This window comes from Saccharomonospora glauca K62, assembly GCF_000243395.2.
Lineage (GTDB): Bacteria > Actinomycetota > Actinomycetes > Mycobacteriales > Pseudonocardiaceae > Saccharomonospora > Saccharomonospora glauca.
This window is the reverse complement of the sequence record NZ_CM001484.1, coordinates 998485-1017139: the sequence shown is the minus strand read 5'-3', so window position 1 is coordinate 1017139 and position 18655 is coordinate 998485. Positions and strand designations below refer to the sequence as shown.

Below are 18655 nucleotides of genomic sequence, written 5' to 3'. Positions count from 1 at the left end.
GGGCACTCATTCCCCATCCCGTAGCGTTGAGTCAGGTGTAGAGCACAGCAGTGTCTCCCCAGAGGTGAGCAAGCAATGACCCAGGCGTTCTCCCAGACGGCGTTCTCCCCGACGCCCCAGGCGTCGCAGCTGCCGACCATGCCCACGGGCTGGCCGATCGGCTCGTACGCCACCTACGCGGAGGCGCAGCGTGCCGTCGACCACCTCGCCGACAAGAACTTCCCGGTGCAGGACGTCACCATCGTGGGCGTCGACCCGTTGCTGGTCGAACGCGTCGCCGCGCGCCTGACCTGGGGAAAGGTCCTGGGTAGCGGAGCGATGTCCGGCGCCTGGTTCGGTCTTTTCGTCGGCCTGCTGCTCAGCCTCTTCACCCCCGGCGCCGGACTCACCCCCATCCTGATCGGTCTGCTCTCCGGTGTCGCCTTCGGCATGGCGTTCGCCGCCGCGGGCTACGCCGCCACACGTGGGCGCCGTGACTTCATCTCCCACAGCCAACTGGTGGCCACCCGCTACGACGTCCTGTGCCAGCCGCGCAACGCCGAGGCCGGACGCGACCTGCTGGCCCAACTCGCGATGTCGAGTGGACGAGGGTTTTAAAAGGCGAGGTCACTTGCCGCTGGGAACGGCCACCGTGAACGGCACTCCCTCGACCTCCTCGCAGAACGGCCGGTCGACGTTGTAGCCGTTGACGGTGCCGTGCTCGTCCCAGCCACCCTGCTCGATGCGCGGACGCGGGAACTGGTTGTCCCGCCCGGTGTGGATCTTCTCCCCCGTGTTCGGGTCACACCCGTACCGCGGCAGCAGCACCGGGCTTCCGTCCTCGGCATAGACGTAGACGTCGGTGAGAGGCTGGCCCTCGGCGTCGAACACGTACAGGTTCTCCAACGTTCGCGAACCGTAGTACAGCTCGGACTCCGCTCCTTCGTCGAGATTCCAGGACGTGTAGGCGTAGGGGTCGTCGTAAGCCCAGTCCGGTTGGTTGATCCGCTGCACGATGGAGCCTCCCGTACCGACGACTCCTCCCACCACCAGCGCCGACAGCGGCAGCACCAGGGCTCCCCAGCGCCGCTCCCGCGCGGACATGGGTCCGGCCCACAGCATGAGCCCGGCCAGCACCAGGAACGTCACCACCACGAGGGGGCTCGAGGCCGCAGCGAAGGCGAACATCCCCAGCAACACCGCCGCGACCACCCACCACACCGGACTGATCACCTGGAGCGGGTTCTTCCCCCGCGACCCCGCGCCTCGCAGCCCGGTCCGTTCCACGAACTTGCGGACCTCGGGCAGGGCCCACACGTCGTGCGAGCCCTGGAGAATCAGGTAACCGGCCGAACCCGCCGCCAGCACGACGGTGAACAACAGCAACGGCAGCGCCTTGTCGTCGGCCCAGTTGACCCCCATCCTCAGCCCCGACGCGGCAGCACAGATCGTGGCCGCGAGCAGCCCCGCCAACGCCGCACGGGCGAGCATCGGACGTGACTTCTCGACGAACCCCTTCGTGCTCGGCGCGGGCGGATACTCCCCCGCCGTGCGAAGCTCGGCGGCGTAGCTTTCCGGAGCGCCGAGCTCCTCGGCCACGGCATCGACGCTGGCCCGCTCCCCCAGTCTCTCCACGATCTCCGTCAGATGCGGCCTGACGTCCTCGACGATCTCCTCGACCTCCGCAGCGGGCAGGTCCGACAGCGCCGTCCGCACCCGAGCCAGGTAGGCGCGTACGACGGGGTGAGTGTGTGCGCTCATAGATCCTCTCCCAACAGGCGCTCCATCGTGGCCGCGAAACCGCGCCAGGTCTTCTCCGACTCCACAAGCCGCGCGCGTCCCGACTCGTTGAGCCCGTAGTACTTGCGGTGAGGGCCTTCCTCACTGGCCACCACGTACGTGGTGAGCAGCCCTGCCTTGTACAGCCGTCGCAACGTTCCGTACACCGAGGCGTCGCCGACGTCCTCCAGTCCCACCCGACGCAGACGTCTCAGCACGTCGTAGCCGTAGCCGTCACCGCGTCGAAGCACCGCCAGAACCGCGAGGTCGAGCACGCCCTTCAGCAGTTGACTCGTCTCCACCGGCCCTCCCTCCTTGCGCGGTGAACACTACCACGCATGGCGCAGTAGTGTGCGCAAAAATGCTCCAGGCCGTGCACGAGAAAATCGATCGAGATGGACCGCCGCCGACTACGACGGCACTTCGACAAACGTCGGGACCGGGATCACCCGCCCGGTCGACCTAACGACGGCGGATTCGCGGCCTCGGCTGGCAACGCGGACAACTGAACGACGAGCGATTGGCGAACGCCTCGCGCACGATCGGCGAACCACACCGACGGCAGGGTTCGCCCTCCCGCCCGTAGGCGTCGAGCGACCGGGAGAAGTAACCCGACTCGCCGTTGACGTTGACGTAGAGCGAATCGAAGGACGTGCCCCCCACCCGCAACGCCTCGGCCATCACGTCGGCCGCCGCGGTGAGCACGTCACGTGCCTGCGCCGCGGTGAGACGATCCGTGGGACGCGACCAGTGCAGCCCCACCCGCCACAACGCCTCGTCGGCGTAGATGTTGCCGATCCCGGAGACCAGGGTCTGGTCGAGCAACGCGCGCTTGACCTCGGTACGCCGGGCTCGCAGGGCGCGGGAGACGGCGACGACGTCGAACAGCGGGTCCATCGGGTCGCGCGCGATGTGAGCCACGGCCGAGGGCACCACCGTGCCGTCGATCTCCACCAGGTCCGACAGCGACAGGCCGCCGAACGTGCGCTGGTCCACGAACCTCAGCTCCGGCCCGTCGTCGGCGAACCGGAACCGGACCCGCAGGTGTTTCTCGTCCACCGCGTCCCGCGGCTGCACGAGCATCTGCCCGCTCATCCCCAGGTGGGCGAGCACGGCGGTACCGTCGGCCAGGTCGAACCACAGGTACTTGCCCCGGCGCCGCGTGGCCGTGATCTTGGCACCGGTGAGCCGACCGACGAAGTCGGCCTCACCGGGCACATGACGCCGGATCGCCCTCGGGTGCAGGACCTCGACCGAGGCCACCGTGCGCCCGACCACATGGGTTTCGAGGCCGGATCTGACGACCTCGACCTCGGGTAACTCGGGCACCTGCCGCTACTCCGCCCGCTCCTCGGCTTGGTCCTCGTCGTCGGACGAAAGCTCCGCGTCGAGAGCCCGCCAGGCCGCCTCTGCGGCCTTCTGCTCGGCCTCCTTCTTGGTGGTGCCCTCGCCGTGCCCCAGGTCGCGACCGCCCACGAGGACCACCGCGCTGAACTCCTTGCGGTGGTCGGGGCCGGTGTCCGCGACCTTGTACTCGGGCACCCCGAGGCCGGCTGACGCGGTGAGTTCCTGGAGGCTGGTCTTCCAGTCCAGGCCCGCTCCCCGACGCGGCGCCTCGTCGAGCAGGGTGCCGAACAGCCGATGCACCAACTCCCGCGCGGTCTCGACGCCGTGTGCGAGATAGACGGCACCGATCACGGCCTCCAGGCCGTCCGCGAGGATGCTGGCCTTGTCCCTGCCGCCGGTGAGTTCCTCCCCCTTACCGAGCAGCAGGTGAGCGCCGAGCCCGCCCTCACCGAGGCTCCTCGCCACCCCGGCCAGCGCGTGCATGTTCACGACACTGGCCCGCAACTTCGCCAACTGCCCCTCGGGCAGATCCGGGTGCTGGCGGTACAGGTGGTCGGTGACCACCAGACTGAGCACCGCGTCACCGAGGAACTCCAGCCGCTCGTTCGGCGGGAGCCCCCCGTTCTCGTAGGCGTACGAACGGTGGGTCAGAGCAAGAGTCAGCAACTCGCTGTCGAGCTCGACACCGAGCGCTTCGAGAAGGGATGCGGGATCGGCTGCCGGTCCGCTTGGCGACTTACCCCCCATTCCGAACGACCTTACGCCGGCTCGACAACCTGACGACCGGCGTACTGGCCACAGTGCGGGCAAGCGACGTGCTGCGGCTTCAACTGCCGGCAGGCGCGGTTCTGGCAAGCCACCAGCTGCACCGGGCTCGCCTTCCACTGCGAGCGGCGCGAGCGAGTGTTGGAACGCGACATCTTCCGCTTGGGGACAGCCACGGCTGGGTCTCCTCACACAGGTCTGCTCGCGGTGTGCGAGCGGTCTTCGCAAATTACGCCGGACTGGTGCCCGGCACGCTTACCGGTTGGAGCCGTCAGCCGTGCCGCCACCCGGAGTCTCCTCCAGGCGCTGCACCAGCGCGGCCCACCGAGGGTCTATGGTCTCATGCCCGTGACCGGGCTCGAGATCGGCCCACTTCACACCGCAGCCCGAGCACAGTCCCGCGCAGTCCTCGCTGCACAACGGCGCGAGCGGCAGGGCGAGGACGACGGCGTCACGGACCATCGGCTCCAGGTCGATCCAGTCGTCGACGATCCGGCTGACCTCGTCTTCCTCGGTGGTCTCGTCGGTGGTGGACTCCGGGTAGGCGAACAGCTCGGTGACGTTCACCTCGACGTCGCCGGAGACCGGGTCCAGGCAACGCGAGCACTGGCCCTCGGTCCGCGCGGACGCGGTGCCGCTCACGAGTACGCCTTCGACCACGGACTCCGCCAACAGGTCCACGGTCACCGTCGAACCCGAGGGCACCTCGACGACGTCGGGGACGCCCAGCGCCGTCTCGACCGGCAGCTCACGCCGCAGCGGCAGGCTCGAACCGGGCCGACGGCTCAGCTCATGGGTGTCGAACAGCCACGGATTGCGCGCGTTGGCGCGCTCGGGGCTGGAGCTCTCTTCAGACATCGAAGCTTTCTCGCGCGATCGCGGTCGTTGGACTGGGAAGGCCGAGCCGGGACGCACACCGCGTCCCGAGCGGGTCCGGCTCGCACTCGGTCGGACGGCCTTGCCCACCAGCGTACGCGAGCGGGCCTCCTACTGGGCTTGGTAGTCGTAACTGGGCGCGCGCGTCACGGAGTGCAGCGACCCGCGCAGGTGGTTGCGCCCCGAGTCCACCGTCCGCAGCGTGGTGGCGAGCAGCTCGGAGAACTCGGCGAGCTTGTTGTCGACGTACGCGTCGCAATCGGCCCGTTGCCGGTCGGCCTCCTCGTGCGCCTCGTCCACGATCCGGGCCGCCTCGTTGTGGGCGGCCTGCACGACCTCGGTCTGCGACACCAGCCTGGCCTGCTCGCGCTTGCCGTCGTCGACCGCGCGTTCGTAGGCGTCGCGGCCGGCCTGCACCATGCGGTCGGCCTCGGCACGGGCCCGCTCGGTGACCTCGGCGTACTCCGCCTCACCGGCGGCGATGGTGCGCTCGGCCTCCTCCCGCGCCTCGGTGATGATGCGTTCGGCCTCTTCCCGCGCCTCGGTCATCAGGCGGTCGGCCTCGGCACTGGCCGAGCTCACCGTCTCCTCCGCCTGCTCCTGCGCCGTGCGGATGATCTCGTCGCGGCGGTCGAGCACGTCCTGCGCGTCGTCGACCTCGGCGGGCAGCGCGTCCCGGATGTCGTCGAGGAGTTCGAGCACGTCACCACGCGGAACGACGCAACTCGACGTCATCGGGACCCCACGGGCCTCCTCCACGATCGTGACGAGCTCGTCGAGCGCCTCGAAAACCCGGTACACGGCAACTCCCTCGCGGCATCGGTTCCACGCGACGTCATCAGTCTGCCGCGTCCGACGCCGGATCGGTGGTAACCACAGCACCAGGCGTGTCCCACCCGTTACCGTGTCCGCAAGTTGTGCACGCGTGTCCGCAAGTTGTGCACGTGTGTTCGCAGCTCCGGACCCCGCGGGCGTACGGGAAGTGCGAACACCCGCGCGCAGCCTGCGGACACGCGTGCACAGGCTGCGGACACGCCGGGGTCAGCTCCGTTGGGCGAGCTTTTCCTTGAGGCGTTCGTGGACCACCGCGGGCACCATGTCGCTGACGTCGCCGCCGTAGGTGGCGACCTCCTTGACCAACGAACTCGACAGGAAGCTGTACGCCGGGTTGTTGGACATCAACAGCGTCTCCACCCCGGACAGCTCACGGTTCATCTGCGCCATCTGCAGCTCGTAGTCGAAGTCACTCACCGAGCGCAGCCCCTTGGCGACGGCGACGATGTCGTGCTCGCGGCAGTAGTCGACCAGCAGACCGCGCCACGAGTCCACCCGCACGTTGGGCAGGTCGCGCGTGGTCTCGCGCAACATTTCCAGGCGCTCCTCGATGGTGAACAGACCCTGCTTCTTCGGATTGATGAGCACGGCCACGACGACCTCGTCGAACAGCGCGGCGGCGCGTTCGATGATGTCGAGGTGCCCGTTGGTCGCTGGGTCGTAGGAACCGGGACAGACCGCTCGCCGCATGGCGCGGACGCTACCAACTGCGACGGCCCGTTGCGCAAGATGTGACGAACGGCTCGCCCGTTCACTCCGACGCGTACTCGGCGCGGAAGAGTCCGTTGTCGCCGTAGGTGCGGGTCCGCAGCACCCGCAACGCCGCCGGCCACTTCGGCGGCCCGTCCTTCACCCGGCGCTCCACCACCACGAGCGCGCCTTCGGCCAGCCAGCCGTTGTCGACCAACTGGGTCAGCACCACCCCGAGCGTCTCCGCGTCCACCGCGTACGGGGGATCGGCGAGCACCAGGTCGAACGGTTGCCCGGCGGGCTGGGACACCACGGTCTCGACCTTGCCCTGCCGCACCACGCCGCCGAGACCGACCTTCGCGATGTTGCCGCGCAGGATGTCGGCGGCGGTGCGGTCGGCCTCCACGAACACGGCTTCCCGCGCGCCGCGGGACAGCGCCTCCAGCCCCAGCGCTCCCGACCCCGAGTACAGGTCCAGCACCCGCACGTCGGTGAGTTCGTCCGCGGCCTCCAAAGCGCTGAACAACGCCTCGCGTACCAGCTCCGTCGTGGGCCTCGTTCCCTTCGGCGGCACCCGCAGGATGCGCCCTCTCGCTCGTCCGGCCACAATCCTCGTCACCGCCCCATGCTCGCACCCGTCCAAGGAGACGGGACGCGGTCATGCCGGGAAGGCGATCGCGTAAAGTCGTTCTTCCCCCTTTCCGAGGCGACAGGTGCGAGGAGCGCGAGTGTCGGAGTCCCGGGTCAGACGGGCCGAGATCGCCATCGAACAGACTCACGTGGACCGGGTGTACGCCCGGCTCGCGGAGTTGCGCGCGCAGGCCGAGGCCATGCGCGCTCGTGGCTACGAGTTGGGTCGTGGAGCGCAGCGTGAGGCCGTCTTCGAGCAGGCATCGATGCTGTACGAGCGCGACATGATGGTCTTCCATGCCAATCAGACGCTCCAGACGTTGGACGCGGAGTACGAGGGTCTCGTGTTCGGACGCCTGGACCACGTCGACTCGGAGACCGTCCACGTGGGCAGGCTCGGAATCCGCGACGCGGAGTTCAACAACCTCGTCACCGACTGGCGGGCTCCGGCGGCCGCCGCGTTCTACCAGGCGACGGCCGAGGAACCGATGAACGTGGTGCGCCGCAGGGTGATCCGGTGCTCGGGCCAGTCGGTGCTCGACATCGACGACGACGTCCTGATGCCCGAGGCGGTGCCCGACGACATGAACGTGGTCGGGCAGGGCGCGCTGATGGCGGCGCTCGGCCGGGCACGGGGCGAGATGATGCGCGACATCGTCGCCACCATCCAGAAGGAACAGGACGAGGTCATCCGTGCCCCGTGGCGCGGCGTGACCGAAATCATCGGCGGCCCCGGCACCGGCAAGACGGCGGTGGCACTGCACCGGGCCGCGTACCTGCTGTACCGGTACCGGCGCAGGCTCGGCGGCTCGGGCGTGCTCGTGGTCGGGCCGTCCGGGATCTTCACCAACTACATCTCCCGCGTGCTGCCGTCGATGGGCGAGACCAACGTCGAGCTGCGGTCGCTCGGACAGGTGTTGGACGGGCTCGACGCCACCGAGCACGACCCCGCGCCGCTGGCGGCCATCAAGGGCTCGCTGCGGATGCGGAAGGTGCTCTCGAAGGCCCTGCGCGAGACCCCGCCCGATGCCCCCACGGAGATGAAGATCGTCTACCGCGGCGAGGTCATCAAGCTGGACTCGAAGGAGCTCAACCGGGTCCGGCGCAAGGTGCACGCCAACGGGGCGCCGCCGAACCGCTCGCGGGTCCGGGCCGCCGAGACGTTGCTGGAGGCGTTGGCGGACAAGGCCGAGTCCTACGCCCGCGCCGACGGCCGGGAGTTCGATCGCGCCCGACTGATCACCGATCTCGGCGAACGGATCGACTTCCACCGCTTCCTCGTGGTGTGGTGGCCGGTGCTGTACCCGGCGCAGGTGCTGCGCTGGCTGGGCGACGAACGCCGGCTCGCACGCGTCGCCCGCAACGTGCTCAGCCCCGAGGAGATCACACTGCTGGCCGAGTCGCTGCGCGACCGTGATCGCGAGTGGACGGTGGAGGACATCCCCCTGCTCGACGAGCTGCGGGTCCTCCTCGGCCCGCCTCCGAAGCGCAGGCGCAAGCGGGAGCCCGAACCGGAGCAACCCCACGAGGGGCAGCGGAGGCCGGACCACTACGACGAGTACGCCCACATCGTCGTGGACGAGGCGCAGGACCTCTCCCCCATGCAGTGGCGCATGGTCGGTCGGCGCGGGAAGTACGCGAGCTGGACGGTGGTGGGCGACCCCGTGCAGAGCTCCTGGCCGGACCCGGAGGAGGCGGCGAACGCACGCGACCAGGCGTTCGGCCCGCGTGCGCCCCGGAGGCGCTACACGCTGCGCACGAACTACCGGAACTCGTCCGAGATCTTCGAGCTCGCCGCGCGGGTGGTGTCGGGTCACGCGAAGCCCGACGAGTTGCCGCGCGCGGTGCGTGCCACGGGTGTCACGCCGGAGATCCGCCGGGTGGACCCCGACAGTCGGGAGACGGCCACGCAGGTGGCGGCCAAGGAGCTTCTGGAGGCCGTGGAGGGCACGGTCGGCGTAATCTGCGCCATGGACCGGGTGCCCGAGGTGCGGCGCTGGGTCGCGGGTCACGGTGACGAGCGGCTCAAGGTGGTGGGCAGTCTCGACTCGAAGGGACTCGAGTACGACGCCGTCGTGCTGGTGGAGCCCACCGAGCTGATCACGGAGTCGCTGACGGGGAGGCGCGTGCTGTACGTGGCGTTGACGCGAGCCACCCAGAAGCTCACGGTGCTGGCCTCCGACGACGACTGGCTCGCTCCTTCGGAGTGACGAACGCCATGTCGTCGCGGACACGGTGGCGAATTGGTCCGGATCACCAGCCGAGTGTGACCAAGGTGCCACGCCAATACCCTCGAACGGGTTACGATGCCGCCGTGGTCGGTGACGAAGGGAAGCGACGGGAGCCGTCGTGAGTGGTCGGGAAACCACCGAACGTGCGCTGGCGGTGCATCGCCTGCTGAACGCACAGTTGCCCGTGCCGGCGGAACCGCTGCCGATGGCACGGCACATCCCGCTGCCGGATGTGCATCCGCCCAAGGCCGGGCTGGTGGCGACGCTCGCGAGACGGCACTCGTCGTACAGCTTCTCCGACGATCCTCTCGCGCTCTCGGTGCTGAGCGCGCTGCTGCGGTTCTCGATGGGCGTGCAGCGGTTCGTGCCCGCCTACGGCGTGGAGCAGTACCCGCTGAGCATGGCGCCGAGCGCGGGCGGGCTCGACATCCTGCGCGCGTACGCGGTGGTTCGCCGGGTCGAGGGGCTCGACCACGGCGTGTACCGCTACGAGCCCACGTCGCACGCGCTCGTGCAGCTCACCGACACCGATCCGGGTCCGGGGCTCGAACGCGCGTACCTCCAGGAGGAGTTCGTGTGGCAGCCCGCCGCCAGCGTGGCGATCACCGCGCGGCTCGACGTCGCGTTCGACAAGTACCCGCTGCGGCACTACCGGACCCTGCACGTCGACTCGGGTGTGGCCGTGCAGAACCTGTACCTGGTGGCCACGGCGCTGGGGCTCGCCGGGTGCGCGGTGGCCGGGTTCGACGACGCCGCCGTCGGCACGCTGCTGGGGCTTGCCGAGAACGAGATCCCGACGATGCTGTTCGCCACCGGCCACCCCGCCTGAGCTCGATCGAGAGGCGGAGCGGCCGGTGGACGAGGCTCACTGGTTGGCTGCGTGCCAGTACTCGGACAGCAGGCGGCCCTGGTCGGGAGCGAACGAGGCGGGGTTGTAGAAACCGCCGGTCGTGGTCACGGCGTCGTGGAGCACCAGACTGTTGGCTCCCTCGGGGGAGGGCAGGCCGAGCTGGGCGTTGACGGCCCAGTCGAGGATGCCGAACAGGCCGCACCCGTTGGCCTTGGGAACCGTGAAGGAGTCGTCGATCTGGTCGGCGCCGGACAGTTCGATGTTGCTCATCGGCCCGCCCGCCTGGGTGGTGCCGTCGGGGGCGTAGCGAGTGAGGGTGAGCGACGGCTGTGAGGCGTTCCTGGGACGCAGCAGAATCGGCTCCTCCTCCGAGCCGATGTAGCAGTGGTTGCCGAGGAGCGGGTTGTCGAGCCGGATCTTCACGGGCAGGGTCAGGATGGGTTGCCCCACACCGAGCCCGGCGGTGAGGTTGAAGTCCGTGGGGACCCCGGCGGGTTCGACCGTGGCGACCACCCGGTTGAGCTTGCTGTCGGCCGCCTTCTCGCACAACGACGTGAGGACGGGAATGTCGCTGGGACACATGAGGTTCAACAGTCCACCGGGGACGGTCACGGGCTCGGCCAGGATGCCCGCTCCCTCCGGCGCCACGGAGGTGTAGCTCACGCCGTCACCGAGCAGCCCGAGCTGCAAGTCCGTCACGGACGTCGGCACGGTCTTCTCGCCGATGGTCATCGTCCCGGACGCCGACGACGACGCCAGGCACAACGCGGCCAGCTCGGCCCCGTCGGCGGCGAGCATCGACGGGTCGTCGACCGGACACCGATCGAACGGCGCCCAGTTCCCGGCCAGTGTGGACTCGACCTCGTCGGCCACTGCCGGAGCGGCCGACGCGACGGCGCCCGCGGTCACCACCGCGGTGACGGTGGCGAGGGCGCCGGTCAGCAATCTGCGACGTCTGCCACCGCTCGTTCTCGCACGTCTCATCACACGTTCCTCCTTCGCAATTGGTCGGGGTAATGCCGGGTCAGCGTTGTAGTTCGGGAGGAACCGGCGGGCAGTACTGTCCGGTCCGGATGTCGCAGATCTGTCCCTGCGTCATCTTCACGTAGTTGCCCTCGCCCGAGATCAGTCCGGTGATCAGCGGGTCGAGGTTGGAGTCGACACCACAGCCGGAGAAGGGCGGAATCTTCGAGTAACCGTCCAGGAATCCCCCCGTAGCGGGGGAGTAGTCGCCGGGGTAGTCGGCCTTCAACTCCACCGTGATCGGTTCCTCCGTGCGGCAGTTCGGTCCGACGTCCAGCTCGACGCCGTTCACGGTGACGTCGTAGACCCGCACGGACAACGTCGCGTGCGCGACCACCGACCCGTCGTAGGGCGAGACGACCTGCGACCTCACGTCGATCTCCATGTCGCCGATCTGGGTCAGTTCGATCGTGGCCTCGTTGGGCATGAAGTCGAAGGCGTGGAAGGAGTTCCGGGTCGGCGGGAACTGTTTCTTGCCGTTGTGCCTCAGTTCGGCCCTCGCCGTCTGGCAGTACCAGTACCACTCCGAACCGTCGTTGCACGGGCCGATGATCGGCAGTGCGAGATTGACGATTCCGGGGTCGATCCGCATGGCGGCGTCCATGCGGTTGACGTTCGTGTAACCGCCCAGGTAGGCACACCACGCGTTGTTCAGGTCCGCGAAGTCGACACAGTCCTCCGGGATGTCCGCCTGCTCGGCGTTCGTGCCGACCCGCTCACCGGCGCGGTCACCGGCGGGGCGCCGGGGCCCGTCCGCGTCGGGGACCGGCTCGGTGGTGCCGTCGTCGGTCCTGACGAGCGTGGTGATCGTCGTGTCCTGTCCCTCGGCGGGGACGCAGTCGAACGCACGGGCGGGCGGCGACTGCTGCCGACCCGCGGGTGCCGCGCCTCCGCCGGCGTCCGTGGTGGGCGGTGGAGCGGTGTCCGACGGGGTCTCCTCGTCGGGGTCGGACTCCCCCGGATCGGGGCGCGTACCGTTGTCCGAGCCGTCGCCGGGATCGGGCTCGGAAGGACGCCAGCCGAGCAGGAGGTTGAAACGATCGGCCGACACCCGGTACTCGCCGGGGCCGTCCGTGGTGAGCTGCCGTACCGCTCCGGTTCCGGTGAGAGGCAACGGGCCGTCGGTCGGCAGCGGGGTCGTCGGGACGGCGAGGTCGGACAGCAGGACGGGCTCGTCCGTGGCGTCGGTGGCGTCGGTCTTCCGCACGAGCACGGTCGCCGACATGACACCGGTCACCTCGACGACGCCGTCGGCGGCGAGTTCGGAGACCACCTGCTCCCCCAAGGTCGCCCGGAGGGTCACGCCGATCTCCCCCGAGGCCGTCTCGGGAAGCGAAAGCGCCATCCGGGCCCGCACGTCGCGCTGTCCCGACTCGGTCTCGCAGTGGTACAGCAACTCCGCCGACTCTCGCTGCGACGGGGTGTCGCCGGTGGATTGTCCCCCCGAGGCGGCCGGTGCCCCGAGTGCTCCCACCAACACCGCCGCGCCGAATGCGGCGAGGCGTCCTCCCCTGCTCCCTTTCCGTCCCATGTCCTCTCTTCTCACTTCTGTCCGGTCCGCTCGTGACGGACGGCACGGCGCGCCGGTCCGGCCGGATCGGGTCCGACCGAACCGGACGCTCAGCCCCGGTTGGGGGGAACGGGCGTCACTGGAGCGTGACGTCCTGGCCCGGCGTGACCACGTACGCGCCCTCGAACGTGACCACGTCACCCGTGCTGATCAGGCCGAAGCAGTTCGCGAGCGAGTCGACGGACGTCACCGTCAACGTGTGCGGGGAGCCCTCGATCGGGTGCGGGGCGAGCGTGTCGGTGGCGTTGTCGTACGTACCGGGCGCCTCGCCCTCGACCGTCGCTTCGCAACCGGGGCCGCTCAGGCTCGCCACGACACCACCGATGTAGCCGGTGGTGACACCGTCCGCGTAGGACTCACCGTTGATCGACCACGGCAGGTTCTGCGGAATGACCTCGAACGTGAGTCCGAGCGGGCCGGAACAGCTCCCCCAGGAGATGTCGTCGATCGTCCCCAACTGCGCGGGCGAACCGCTCGCGCTGCCGTCAAGGAAGCCGGTGGCGTCGGAGTCCGTGCAGTCGAGCGTCACGCCGTTAGCCGTGTTGGTCAACACCGTCGTCGCGGACTCAGCGGTGTAGTCACCACCCGGGTCCACGATCCACTCCTGCTGCTGAGCCGATGCGGACATGGCTGTGAGACCGAGGGCGAACGTCGCCGCGGCGCTGGTAGCGACGATGCTCATGACGCGCCTACGCATAGCGATTCCTTTCCCAGGTGGACAGACGAACGGGTGGAAGCAAGCGACGCGGGAACAATCGATCCTGACCCGCGAACATCGGCCGACGATGCTTGCCGGTAGGAGCCGGAAGGCGAACCTACCAGCCAGTACGGTAACCGCTGACCAGGAAACGAACAAGAAACATCAACGTTTCCCGAACACTCCTCGCTCTTTCGGCGCAACGGTTGTCACGACCTACAGAAAATCCCTCCTCTCCTTTGTTCGAGCAGGCCAATCAACGGATCGACCCGACCGACGGATACGCGAGCGCGCACCATCGGACGAAAACTGTTCGAAAAATTGTCATCAACGCTCAAAAACTGGCGCGTAACCAGCCGAACCGGGCGGCGTTATTGTCAGCGAACCCCCAACGAGGACGGGGAAAGAAAATTGAAACAGAGGTTCCACCGAGAAAATGGAACCGGGTTTTCGCCGAACGAAGGAGCGCGAGTGGCCGTCGACAACGAAGTCGAGCGTTCGTTTCCCGGCGCGGCCGCGCTGCGGCAGACCGGCAGGATGTACGCCTTGGCGCTCGACGTTCTCCGCTGCCTCCCCCGCCGACCGTTCCAGTTCCGGGAGTTCGTGCAGCAGTTCTGGTTCATCGCCAGCGTGTCGATCCTGCCGACGGCGCTCGTGGCCATCCCGTTCGGCGGAGTGATCGCACTGCACGTCGGCTCACTGACCACCCAGATCGGGGCGCAGTCGTTCACCGGCGCGGCCAGCGTGCTCGCCATCATCCAGCAGGCCAGCCCCATCGTCACGGCACTGCTCATCGCGGGAGCGGGCGGCTCCGCGATGTGCGCGGACCTCGGTTCGCGCACCATCCGCGAGGAGATCGACGCCATGGAGGTGCTGGGGGTCTCCCCCGTGCAGCGGCTCGTGGTACCGCGGGTACTCGCCGCGATGGCCGTGGCCGTGTTCCTCAACGGCATGGTGAGCGTCGTCGGGGTGTGCGGCGGTTACTTCTTCAACGTCGTCATGCAGGACGGCACTCCCGGCGCCTACCTCGCGAGCTTCTCGGCGCTCGCCCAGCTCCCCGACCTCTGGATCAGTGAGATCAAGGCGCTCGTCTTCGGCTTCGTCGCCGGTGTCGTGGCCGCGTACCGGGGCCTCAACCCCGCGCCGGGCCCGAAGGGAGTCGGGGACGCGGTGAACCAGTCCGTGGTCATCACGTTCCTGCTGCTGTTCTGCGTGAACTTCGTCCTGACCACCGTGTACCTCCAGCTCGTGCCTCCGAAGGGGATGTGAGGCCGTGACCACCACACCTGTCGGACAACGCGCGGCGGCGAGCCTCGACCGCCGACTGTCGTTCCTGGACACCCTCGGTGAGTCGGTGCTGTTCAGCCTGCGCGCCCTGGCATGGGTTCCGCGCGCGCTACGGCGTTATCCACGGGAGATCGTGCGCCTGCTCGCGGAGGTGAGCTTCGGCAGCGGCGCGCTCGCGGTGATCGGCGGCACGGTCGGCGTGATGGTCGGGATGACGATGTTCACCGGCGTGGTCGTCGGACTGCAGGGCTACACGGCGCTGAATCAAGTGGGCACGGCGGCGTTCGCGGGCTTCATCTCCGCGTACTTCAACACCCGTGAGATCGCCCCGCTCGTGGCGGGGCTCGCGCTGTCGGCCACGGTGGGGTGCGGATTCACGGCCCAACTCGGCGCCATGCGGATCTCCGAGGAGGTCGACGCGCTGGAGGTCATGGGCGTGCCGAGCGTGCCCTACCTCGTGACGACACGCATCATCGCCGGGTTCTGCGCCATCATCCCGCTGTACGCGATAGGACTGCTGACCTCCTACGTCGCCTCCCGCCAGATCACCGTGTGGTTCTACGGCCAGTCCGAAGGCACCTACGACCACTACTTCGGCCTGTTCCTGCCGCCGGAGGACGTGCTCTGGTCGTTCGGGAAGGTGTTGTTGTTCAGCGTGGTGGTGGTGCTCACCCACTGCTACTACGGCTTCCACGCGCGAGGCGGCCCCGCCGGCGTGGGCGTCGCCGTCGGACGCGCGGTCCGCACCGCGATCGTCGCGGTGGCTCTGATCGACTTCTTCGCCAGCCTCGCGATCTGGGGCGCGACGACGACCGTACGGGTGGCGGGATGAGGAACACACGACTGCGCAAGCTCGGTGTCCGCCTGACCGGACTGGCCTTCTGCCTCGTTCTCGTGTTGTTGGTGGACCTGTCGGTGCGCATCTACGACAAGCAGTTCACCGACTCGGTGACGGTGACCTTGCGCACCGACCGGGTGGGGAACCAACTGCGCGAGAACTCCGACGTCAAGGCGCGGGGCGTCCTCGTCGGCGAGGTGCGCTCGATCAAGGCCGTACCCGGTGGGGCCGAGGTCGAACTGGCACTCGACCCCGACACCGTCTCCCGACTCCCCAAGGACGTGACCGCGCTGCTCGTGCCGAAGACCCTGTTCGGCGAGCGATACGTGCAACTCTCCATTCCCGACAACTCGACGGCTGCTCCGCTATCCGACGGCGACGTGATCGACCAGGACCGGTCGGAGAACGCGATCGAGCTGGAGCGGGCGTTCGACGAGTTGTTGCCCGTTCTGAAGGCCGTGCAGCCGCAGAAGCTCGCCAGCACGCTCAGCGCGGTGGCCACGGCGTTGGACGGCCGCGGCGAACTCGTCGGCGACACACTGGTGCGGGCGGCGAACTACCTTGAGGAGTTCAACCCGAACCTGCCGGAGTTGCACGACAACATCCGCGACCTCGGCGAGGTGGCCCAGCTCTACGGCGACATCTCGCCCGATCTGCTCGACGCACTCACCGACACCGCCGTGACGCTCGGCACCGTGGAGGAGCAGGGTCCCCAGCTTCGGCAGCTCTACGCGCAGGTGACCACGACGTCGGGCGATGTCACCACGTTCCTGCGCTCCAACGCCGACAACCTCATTCGGCTCTCGGCGGAGAGCCGGGCCCCGCTGGAAGTGGCCGCGCGCTACTCCCCAAGTTTCGCGTGCACGCTGCGCGCGCTCGACGAGTTGAAGCCGGCCATGGACGCGGTCCTCGGCGCGGGCACGAACGAGCCGGGACTGCGGATGGAGGGTCGTCTGGTCACCGAATCGCGAGGCGCCTACCGGCCGGGTGCCGACGACCCGGTCTACACCGCCGACTCGGGACCTCGGTGCTATCCCAGCGGTGTCACGCCCCGCGAAGGCATGTCCCCGGCCCCGCCGCGGGCCGGAACGGGCGCGCTGGTGCCCGACCACGAGAACGGGACCGACCTGGGACTGCCGAACTCGCCGCAGGAACGCCAACTGCTGTCCACCCTGCTCGCCGGGGAACTCGGCGTCGGGGCCGACGAGGTGCCCGACTGGAGCAGTGTCCTCGTCGGCCCCGTCTACCGGGGCACGGAGGTGACGCTGAAGTGAGAAAACTCCTCGCGCCGCTGCTCAAGGGCCTCGCGTTCGTGCTCGTCACCACGGTGGCCACGGCGCTGCTCGCCCTGTCCATCTCGAACGTCGGGGTGTCCGAACGCACCTCCTACAGCGCGAGGTTCACCGACGTCACCTCGCTCAACCCCGGAGATGACGTACGGATCGCCGGCGTCCGGGTCGGTCAGGTGGACGAGCTGGAGATCATCGATCAGCACCTCGCCCGCGTGCACTTCTCCGTGGACTCCTCACGCAGGCTGCCCGCCGACACCATGGCGATCATCCGCTACCGCAACATGATCGGGCAACGCTACATCGCGTTGGAGCGGGGTGAGCAGCCGAGCACCGACTACCTGGAGCCGGGAGCGGAGATCCCGCTGGAGCGCACCCGCCCCGCGCTGGACCTCACCGAGCTGTTCCACGGTTTCCAACCACTGTTCTCCGCCCTGGACCCCGAGGAGGTCAACCAGCTCTCCGGCGAGATCATCCAGGTGCTGCAGGGCGAGAGCGGCACCGTGGAGAGCCTGCTCGCCCACACGGGATCGCTCACCGCCACGCTCGCCGAGCGCGACCGGGTGATCGGTGAGGTGATCACGAACCTGAACTCGGTGCTCGACACGATCAACAACGAGGGCGACGCCCTGACCACCCTGGTGTCGACACTTCAGGAGCTGGTGACCGGACTGGCGGACGACCGCGAGGCCATCGGCGAGTCCGTCGAGGGCATGGCGGCACTCACCACGGCCACGGCGGGGCTGTTCGAGACGGCACGGCAGCCGCTCAAGGAAAGCATCGCGGGGTTGCGCGAGGTGTCGGAGACGCTCGTGTCCTCCTCCGACGATGTGGAACGCTTCCTGGTCACGACACCGGAGAAGTTCACCGAGATCGGCCGCATCGCCTCCTACGGCTCGTTCCTCAACTTCTATCTCTGCGACGCGGTGTTGCTCACCGACCCTCCGACGCAGATCAACGACGGAGTCCTCCCCGCGAGGTGCCACCGATGAAGTCCTTCCGCGAACGCAACCCGTTGACTCTCGGCATCGTGGGCACGGCGGTGCTGGTGGGAGCCACCGTGGCGGCGGTCAACTACGAGAACCTGCCACTGATCGGCGGCGGGACCACCTATCAGGCCGAGTTCGCCGAGGCCGCCGGGCTCGTGCCGTCCAACGAGGTCCGCGTGGCCGGGATCAAGGTCGGCGAAGTCACCGACGTGGAACTCGCCGAGGACCGCGTCCTCGTCTCCTTCCGCGTCTCCGACGCCTGGATCGGCAACCGCACGACGGCGGAAATCAAGATCAAGACGTTGTTGGGGCAGAAGTATCTCGCCCTGCACCCGACGGGCGACACCGTGCTGGACCCCGACGAGCCCATCCCGTTGAGTCGCACCACCACGCCATACGACGTCACGGCCGCCTTCGAGCAACTCGCGGCGACGGCGGGCGCCATCGACACCGAACAGCTCGCCGAGAGCTTCCGCACCCTCGGGGAGACCTTCGACGGCGCCGAGGAACACGTCCGCAACGCGCTCGACGGCCTCTCCGCGTTGTCGCGGACGATCGCCTCACGCGACGAGGAGCTCGCCGAGCTCCTCTCCAACGCGCACACCGTGGCGGACACGCTCGCCGACTCCAGCGACGAGTTCGACCGGCTCATCGACGACGGCAACCTGCTGCTCACCGAACTCGACCGCCGACGTGACGCCATCCACCAGCTCCTCACCGGCGCGCGCGACCTCGCCGAGCAGGTCTCCGGGCTCGTCGCCGACAACACCGAGCAGCTCGCCCCCACGTTGGACGCGCTGACCGAGGTGACCGAGATCCTCCAGCGGCACCGCGACGACCTCGACCGCGCGCTCGAACTCGCCGGACCGTACTTCCGGGTCGTCAACAACGCCGCGGGCAGCGGCCGCTGGCTCGACGTCTACCTGTGCGGGCTCGTGCCGGAGAACCGCCATCCCTGCGAACCCCCGGATCGGAGGTGAC

20 protein-coding genes are annotated in these 18655 nt (G+C 68.7%); 8 read left to right on the top strand and 12 right to left on the bottom strand.

Going from position 1 to position 18655, the window contains the following annotated elements:
* Positions 1 to 75 precede the first annotated feature (75 nt).
* Positions 76 to 597, top strand: a complete 522-nt coding sequence (locus tag SACGLDRAFT_RS04870) for a general stress protein (protein WP_005462251.1) — start codon at positions 76 to 78, stop codon at positions 595 to 597.
* Positions 598 to 606: 9 nt separating this feature from the next.
* Here the strand turns inward: SACGLDRAFT_RS04870 and SACGLDRAFT_RS04865 are convergent, their stop codons facing one another.
* The 9 genes from SACGLDRAFT_RS04865 to rsmD all read right to left on the bottom strand — a co-directional run bounded on the left by SACGLDRAFT_RS04865 (position 607) and on the right by rsmD (position 6889).
* Complete coding sequence (locus SACGLDRAFT_RS04865; RefSeq protein WP_005462250.1) at positions 607 to 1740, bottom strand: DUF1700 domain-containing protein; 1134 nt, start codon at positions 1738 to 1740, stop codon at positions 607 to 609.
* Positions 1737 to 2060: a PadR family transcriptional regulator gene (locus SACGLDRAFT_RS04860; RefSeq protein ID WP_005462248.1), complete on the bottom strand. Its 324-nt coding sequence runs from the start codon at positions 2058 to 2060 to the stop codon at positions 1737 to 1739. The genes SACGLDRAFT_RS04865 and SACGLDRAFT_RS04860 overlap by 4 nt, the downstream gene beginning before the upstream one ends.
* A 160-nt stretch (positions 2061 to 2220) precedes the next feature.
* Positions 2221 to 3087 (bottom strand): bifunctional DNA-formamidopyrimidine glycosylase/DNA-(apurinic or apyrimidinic site) lyase, encoded by an 867-nt coding sequence (gene mutM / locus SACGLDRAFT_RS04855; protein ID WP_005462247.1) that lies wholly within the window; start codon positions 3085 to 3087, stop codon positions 2221 to 2223.
* A 6-nt stretch (positions 3088 to 3093) separates the two neighbouring features.
* Entirely contained in the window at positions 3094 to 3852 is a 759-nt protein-coding gene (gene rnc / locus SACGLDRAFT_RS04850) for a ribonuclease III (RefSeq protein ID WP_005462246.1), read from the bottom strand.
* Between the two features lie 11 nt (positions 3853 to 3863).
* Positions 3864 to 4046, bottom strand: coding sequence for a 50S ribosomal protein L32 (gene rpmF / locus SACGLDRAFT_RS21775; RefSeq protein ID WP_005454330.1), 183 nt, complete (start codon positions 4044 to 4046; stop codon positions 3864 to 3866).
* Positions 4047 to 4125: 79 nt separating this feature from the next.
* Entirely contained in the window at positions 4126 to 4728 is a 603-nt protein-coding gene (locus tag SACGLDRAFT_RS04845) for a YceD family protein (protein WP_005462245.1), read from the bottom strand.
* 129 nt (positions 4729 to 4857) lie between these two features.
* Positions 4858 to 5547: an ATP synthase F0 subunit B gene (locus SACGLDRAFT_RS04840; protein WP_005462244.1), complete on the bottom strand. Its 690-nt coding sequence runs from the start codon at positions 5545 to 5547 to the stop codon at positions 4858 to 4860.
* Between the two features lie 240 nt (positions 5548 to 5787).
* A complete protein-coding gene (gene coaD, locus SACGLDRAFT_RS04835; RefSeq protein WP_005462243.1) occupies positions 5788 to 6270 on the bottom strand; it encodes a pantetheine-phosphate adenylyltransferase in 483 nt (160 codons plus the stop codon).
* A 61-nt stretch (positions 6271 to 6331) separates the two neighbouring features.
* Positions 6332 to 6889 (bottom strand): 16S rRNA (guanine(966)-N(2))-methyltransferase RsmD, encoded by a 558-nt coding sequence (rsmD, locus tag SACGLDRAFT_RS04830; protein WP_005462242.1) that lies wholly within the window; start codon positions 6887 to 6889, stop codon positions 6332 to 6334.
* A gap of 109 nt (positions 6890 to 6998) precedes the next feature.
* Here rsmD and SACGLDRAFT_RS04825 point away from each other — a divergent pair, with 109 nt between their 5' ends.
* Positions 6999 to 9110, top strand: a complete 2112-nt coding sequence (locus tag SACGLDRAFT_RS04825) for a HelD family protein (protein WP_005462241.1) — start codon at positions 6999 to 7001, stop codon at positions 9108 to 9110.
* A gap of 139 nt (positions 9111 to 9249) precedes the next feature.
* Positions 9250 to 9960: a SagB family peptide dehydrogenase gene (locus SACGLDRAFT_RS04820; RefSeq protein WP_005462240.1), complete on the top strand. Its 711-nt coding sequence runs from the start codon at positions 9250 to 9252 to the stop codon at positions 9958 to 9960.
* Between the two features lie 36 nt (positions 9961 to 9996).
* On the opposite strand, the gene SACGLDRAFT_RS04815 is transcribed toward SACGLDRAFT_RS04820, so the two are convergent.
* From SACGLDRAFT_RS04815 to SACGLDRAFT_RS04805, 3 genes are all read right to left on the bottom strand, one after another.
* On the bottom strand, positions 9997 to 10965 hold the full coding sequence (locus SACGLDRAFT_RS04815; RefSeq protein WP_005462239.1) for a hypothetical protein: 969 nt from the start codon (positions 10963 to 10965) through the stop codon (positions 9997 to 9999).
* A 40-nt stretch (positions 10966 to 11005) separates the two neighbouring features.
* The gene (locus tag SACGLDRAFT_RS04810) at positions 11006 to 12535 is read right to left on the bottom strand and encodes a DUF6801 domain-containing protein (RefSeq protein WP_005462238.1); all 1530 of its coding nucleotides are present in this window, start codon (positions 12533 to 12535) and stop codon (positions 11006 to 11008) included.
* Positions 12536 to 12650: 115 nt separating this feature from the next.
* A complete protein-coding gene (locus SACGLDRAFT_RS04805) occupies positions 12651 to 13271 on the bottom strand; it encodes a hypothetical protein (RefSeq protein WP_005462237.1) in 621 nt (206 codons plus the stop codon).
* 537 nt (positions 13272 to 13808) lie between these two features.
* Here SACGLDRAFT_RS04805 and SACGLDRAFT_RS04800 point away from each other — a divergent pair.
* Genes SACGLDRAFT_RS04800 through SACGLDRAFT_RS04780 form a run of 5 tightly spaced genes read left to right on the top strand, consistent with a single transcriptional unit; the run spans position 13809 to position 18654 of the window.
* Positions 13809 to 14540 (top strand): MlaE family ABC transporter permease, encoded by a 732-nt coding sequence (locus SACGLDRAFT_RS04800; RefSeq protein WP_232284128.1) that lies wholly within the window; start codon positions 13809 to 13811, stop codon positions 14538 to 14540.
* 4 nt (positions 14541 to 14544) lie between these two features.
* A complete protein-coding gene (locus SACGLDRAFT_RS04795) occupies positions 14545 to 15390 on the top strand; it encodes an MlaE family ABC transporter permease (protein ID WP_005462235.1) in 846 nt (281 codons plus the stop codon).
* The gene (locus tag SACGLDRAFT_RS04790) at positions 15387 to 16670 is read left to right on the top strand and encodes an MCE family protein (protein WP_005462234.1); all 1284 of its coding nucleotides are present in this window, start codon (positions 15387 to 15389) and stop codon (positions 16668 to 16670) included. The genes SACGLDRAFT_RS04795 and SACGLDRAFT_RS04790 overlap by 4 nt, the downstream gene beginning before the upstream one ends.
* A complete protein-coding gene (locus tag SACGLDRAFT_RS04785) occupies positions 16667 to 17677 on the top strand; it encodes an MCE family protein (RefSeq protein WP_005462233.1) in 1011 nt (336 codons plus the stop codon). Before SACGLDRAFT_RS04790 ends, SACGLDRAFT_RS04785 begins: the two co-directional genes overlap by 4 nt.
* Positions 17674 to 18654, top strand: coding sequence for an MCE family protein (locus tag SACGLDRAFT_RS04780; RefSeq protein ID WP_005462232.1), 981 nt, complete (start codon positions 17674 to 17676; stop codon positions 18652 to 18654). The genes SACGLDRAFT_RS04785 and SACGLDRAFT_RS04780 overlap by 4 nt, the downstream gene beginning before the upstream one ends.
* Position 18655: the final 1 nt, after the last annotated feature.

What these genes read in the sequence shown, in the direction of transcription:
- rnc (WP_005462246.1), bottom strand. Translation starts at nt 3,852, where the DNA reads ATGGGGGGTAAGTCGCCAAGCGGACCGGCAGCCGATCCCGCATCCCTT.
- SACGLDRAFT_RS04865 (WP_005462250.1), bottom strand. Translation starts at nt 1,740, where the DNA reads ATGAGCGCACACACTCACCCCGTCGTACGCGCCTACCTGGCTCGGGTG.
- SACGLDRAFT_RS04800 (WP_232284128.1), top strand. Translation starts at nt 13,809, where the DNA reads ATGTACGCCTTGGCGCTCGACGTTCTCCGCTGCCTCCCCCGCCGACCG.
- coaD (WP_005462243.1), bottom strand. Translation starts at nt 6,270, where the DNA reads ATGCGGCGAGCGGTCTGTCCCGGTTCCTACGACCCAGCGACCAACGGG.
- SACGLDRAFT_RS04810 (WP_005462238.1), bottom strand. Translation starts at nt 12,535, where the DNA reads ATGGGACGGAAAGGGAGCAGGGGAGGACGCCTCGCCGCATTCGGCGCG.
- SACGLDRAFT_RS04780 (WP_005462232.1), top strand. Translation starts at nt 17,674, where the DNA reads ATGAAGTCCTTCCGCGAACGCAACCCGTTGACTCTCGGCATCGTGGGC.
- SACGLDRAFT_RS04845 (WP_005462245.1), bottom strand. Translation starts at nt 4,728, where the DNA reads ATGTCTGAAGAGAGCTCCAGCCCCGAGCGCGCCAACGCGCGCAATCCG.
- SACGLDRAFT_RS04790 (WP_005462234.1), top strand. Translation starts at nt 15,387, where the DNA reads ATGAGGAACACACGACTGCGCAAGCTCGGTGTCCGCCTGACCGGACTG.
- SACGLDRAFT_RS04815 (WP_005462239.1), bottom strand. Translation starts at nt 10,965, where the DNA reads ATGAGACGTGCGAGAACGAGCGGTGGCAGACGTCGCAGATTGCTGACC.
- SACGLDRAFT_RS04805 (WP_005462237.1), bottom strand. Translation starts at nt 13,271, where the DNA reads ATGCGTAGGCGCGTCATGAGCATCGTCGCTACCAGCGCCGCGGCGACG.
- SACGLDRAFT_RS04870 (WP_005462251.1), top strand. Translation starts at nt 76, where the DNA reads ATGACCCAGGCGTTCTCCCAGACGGCGTTCTCCCCGACGCCCCAGGCG.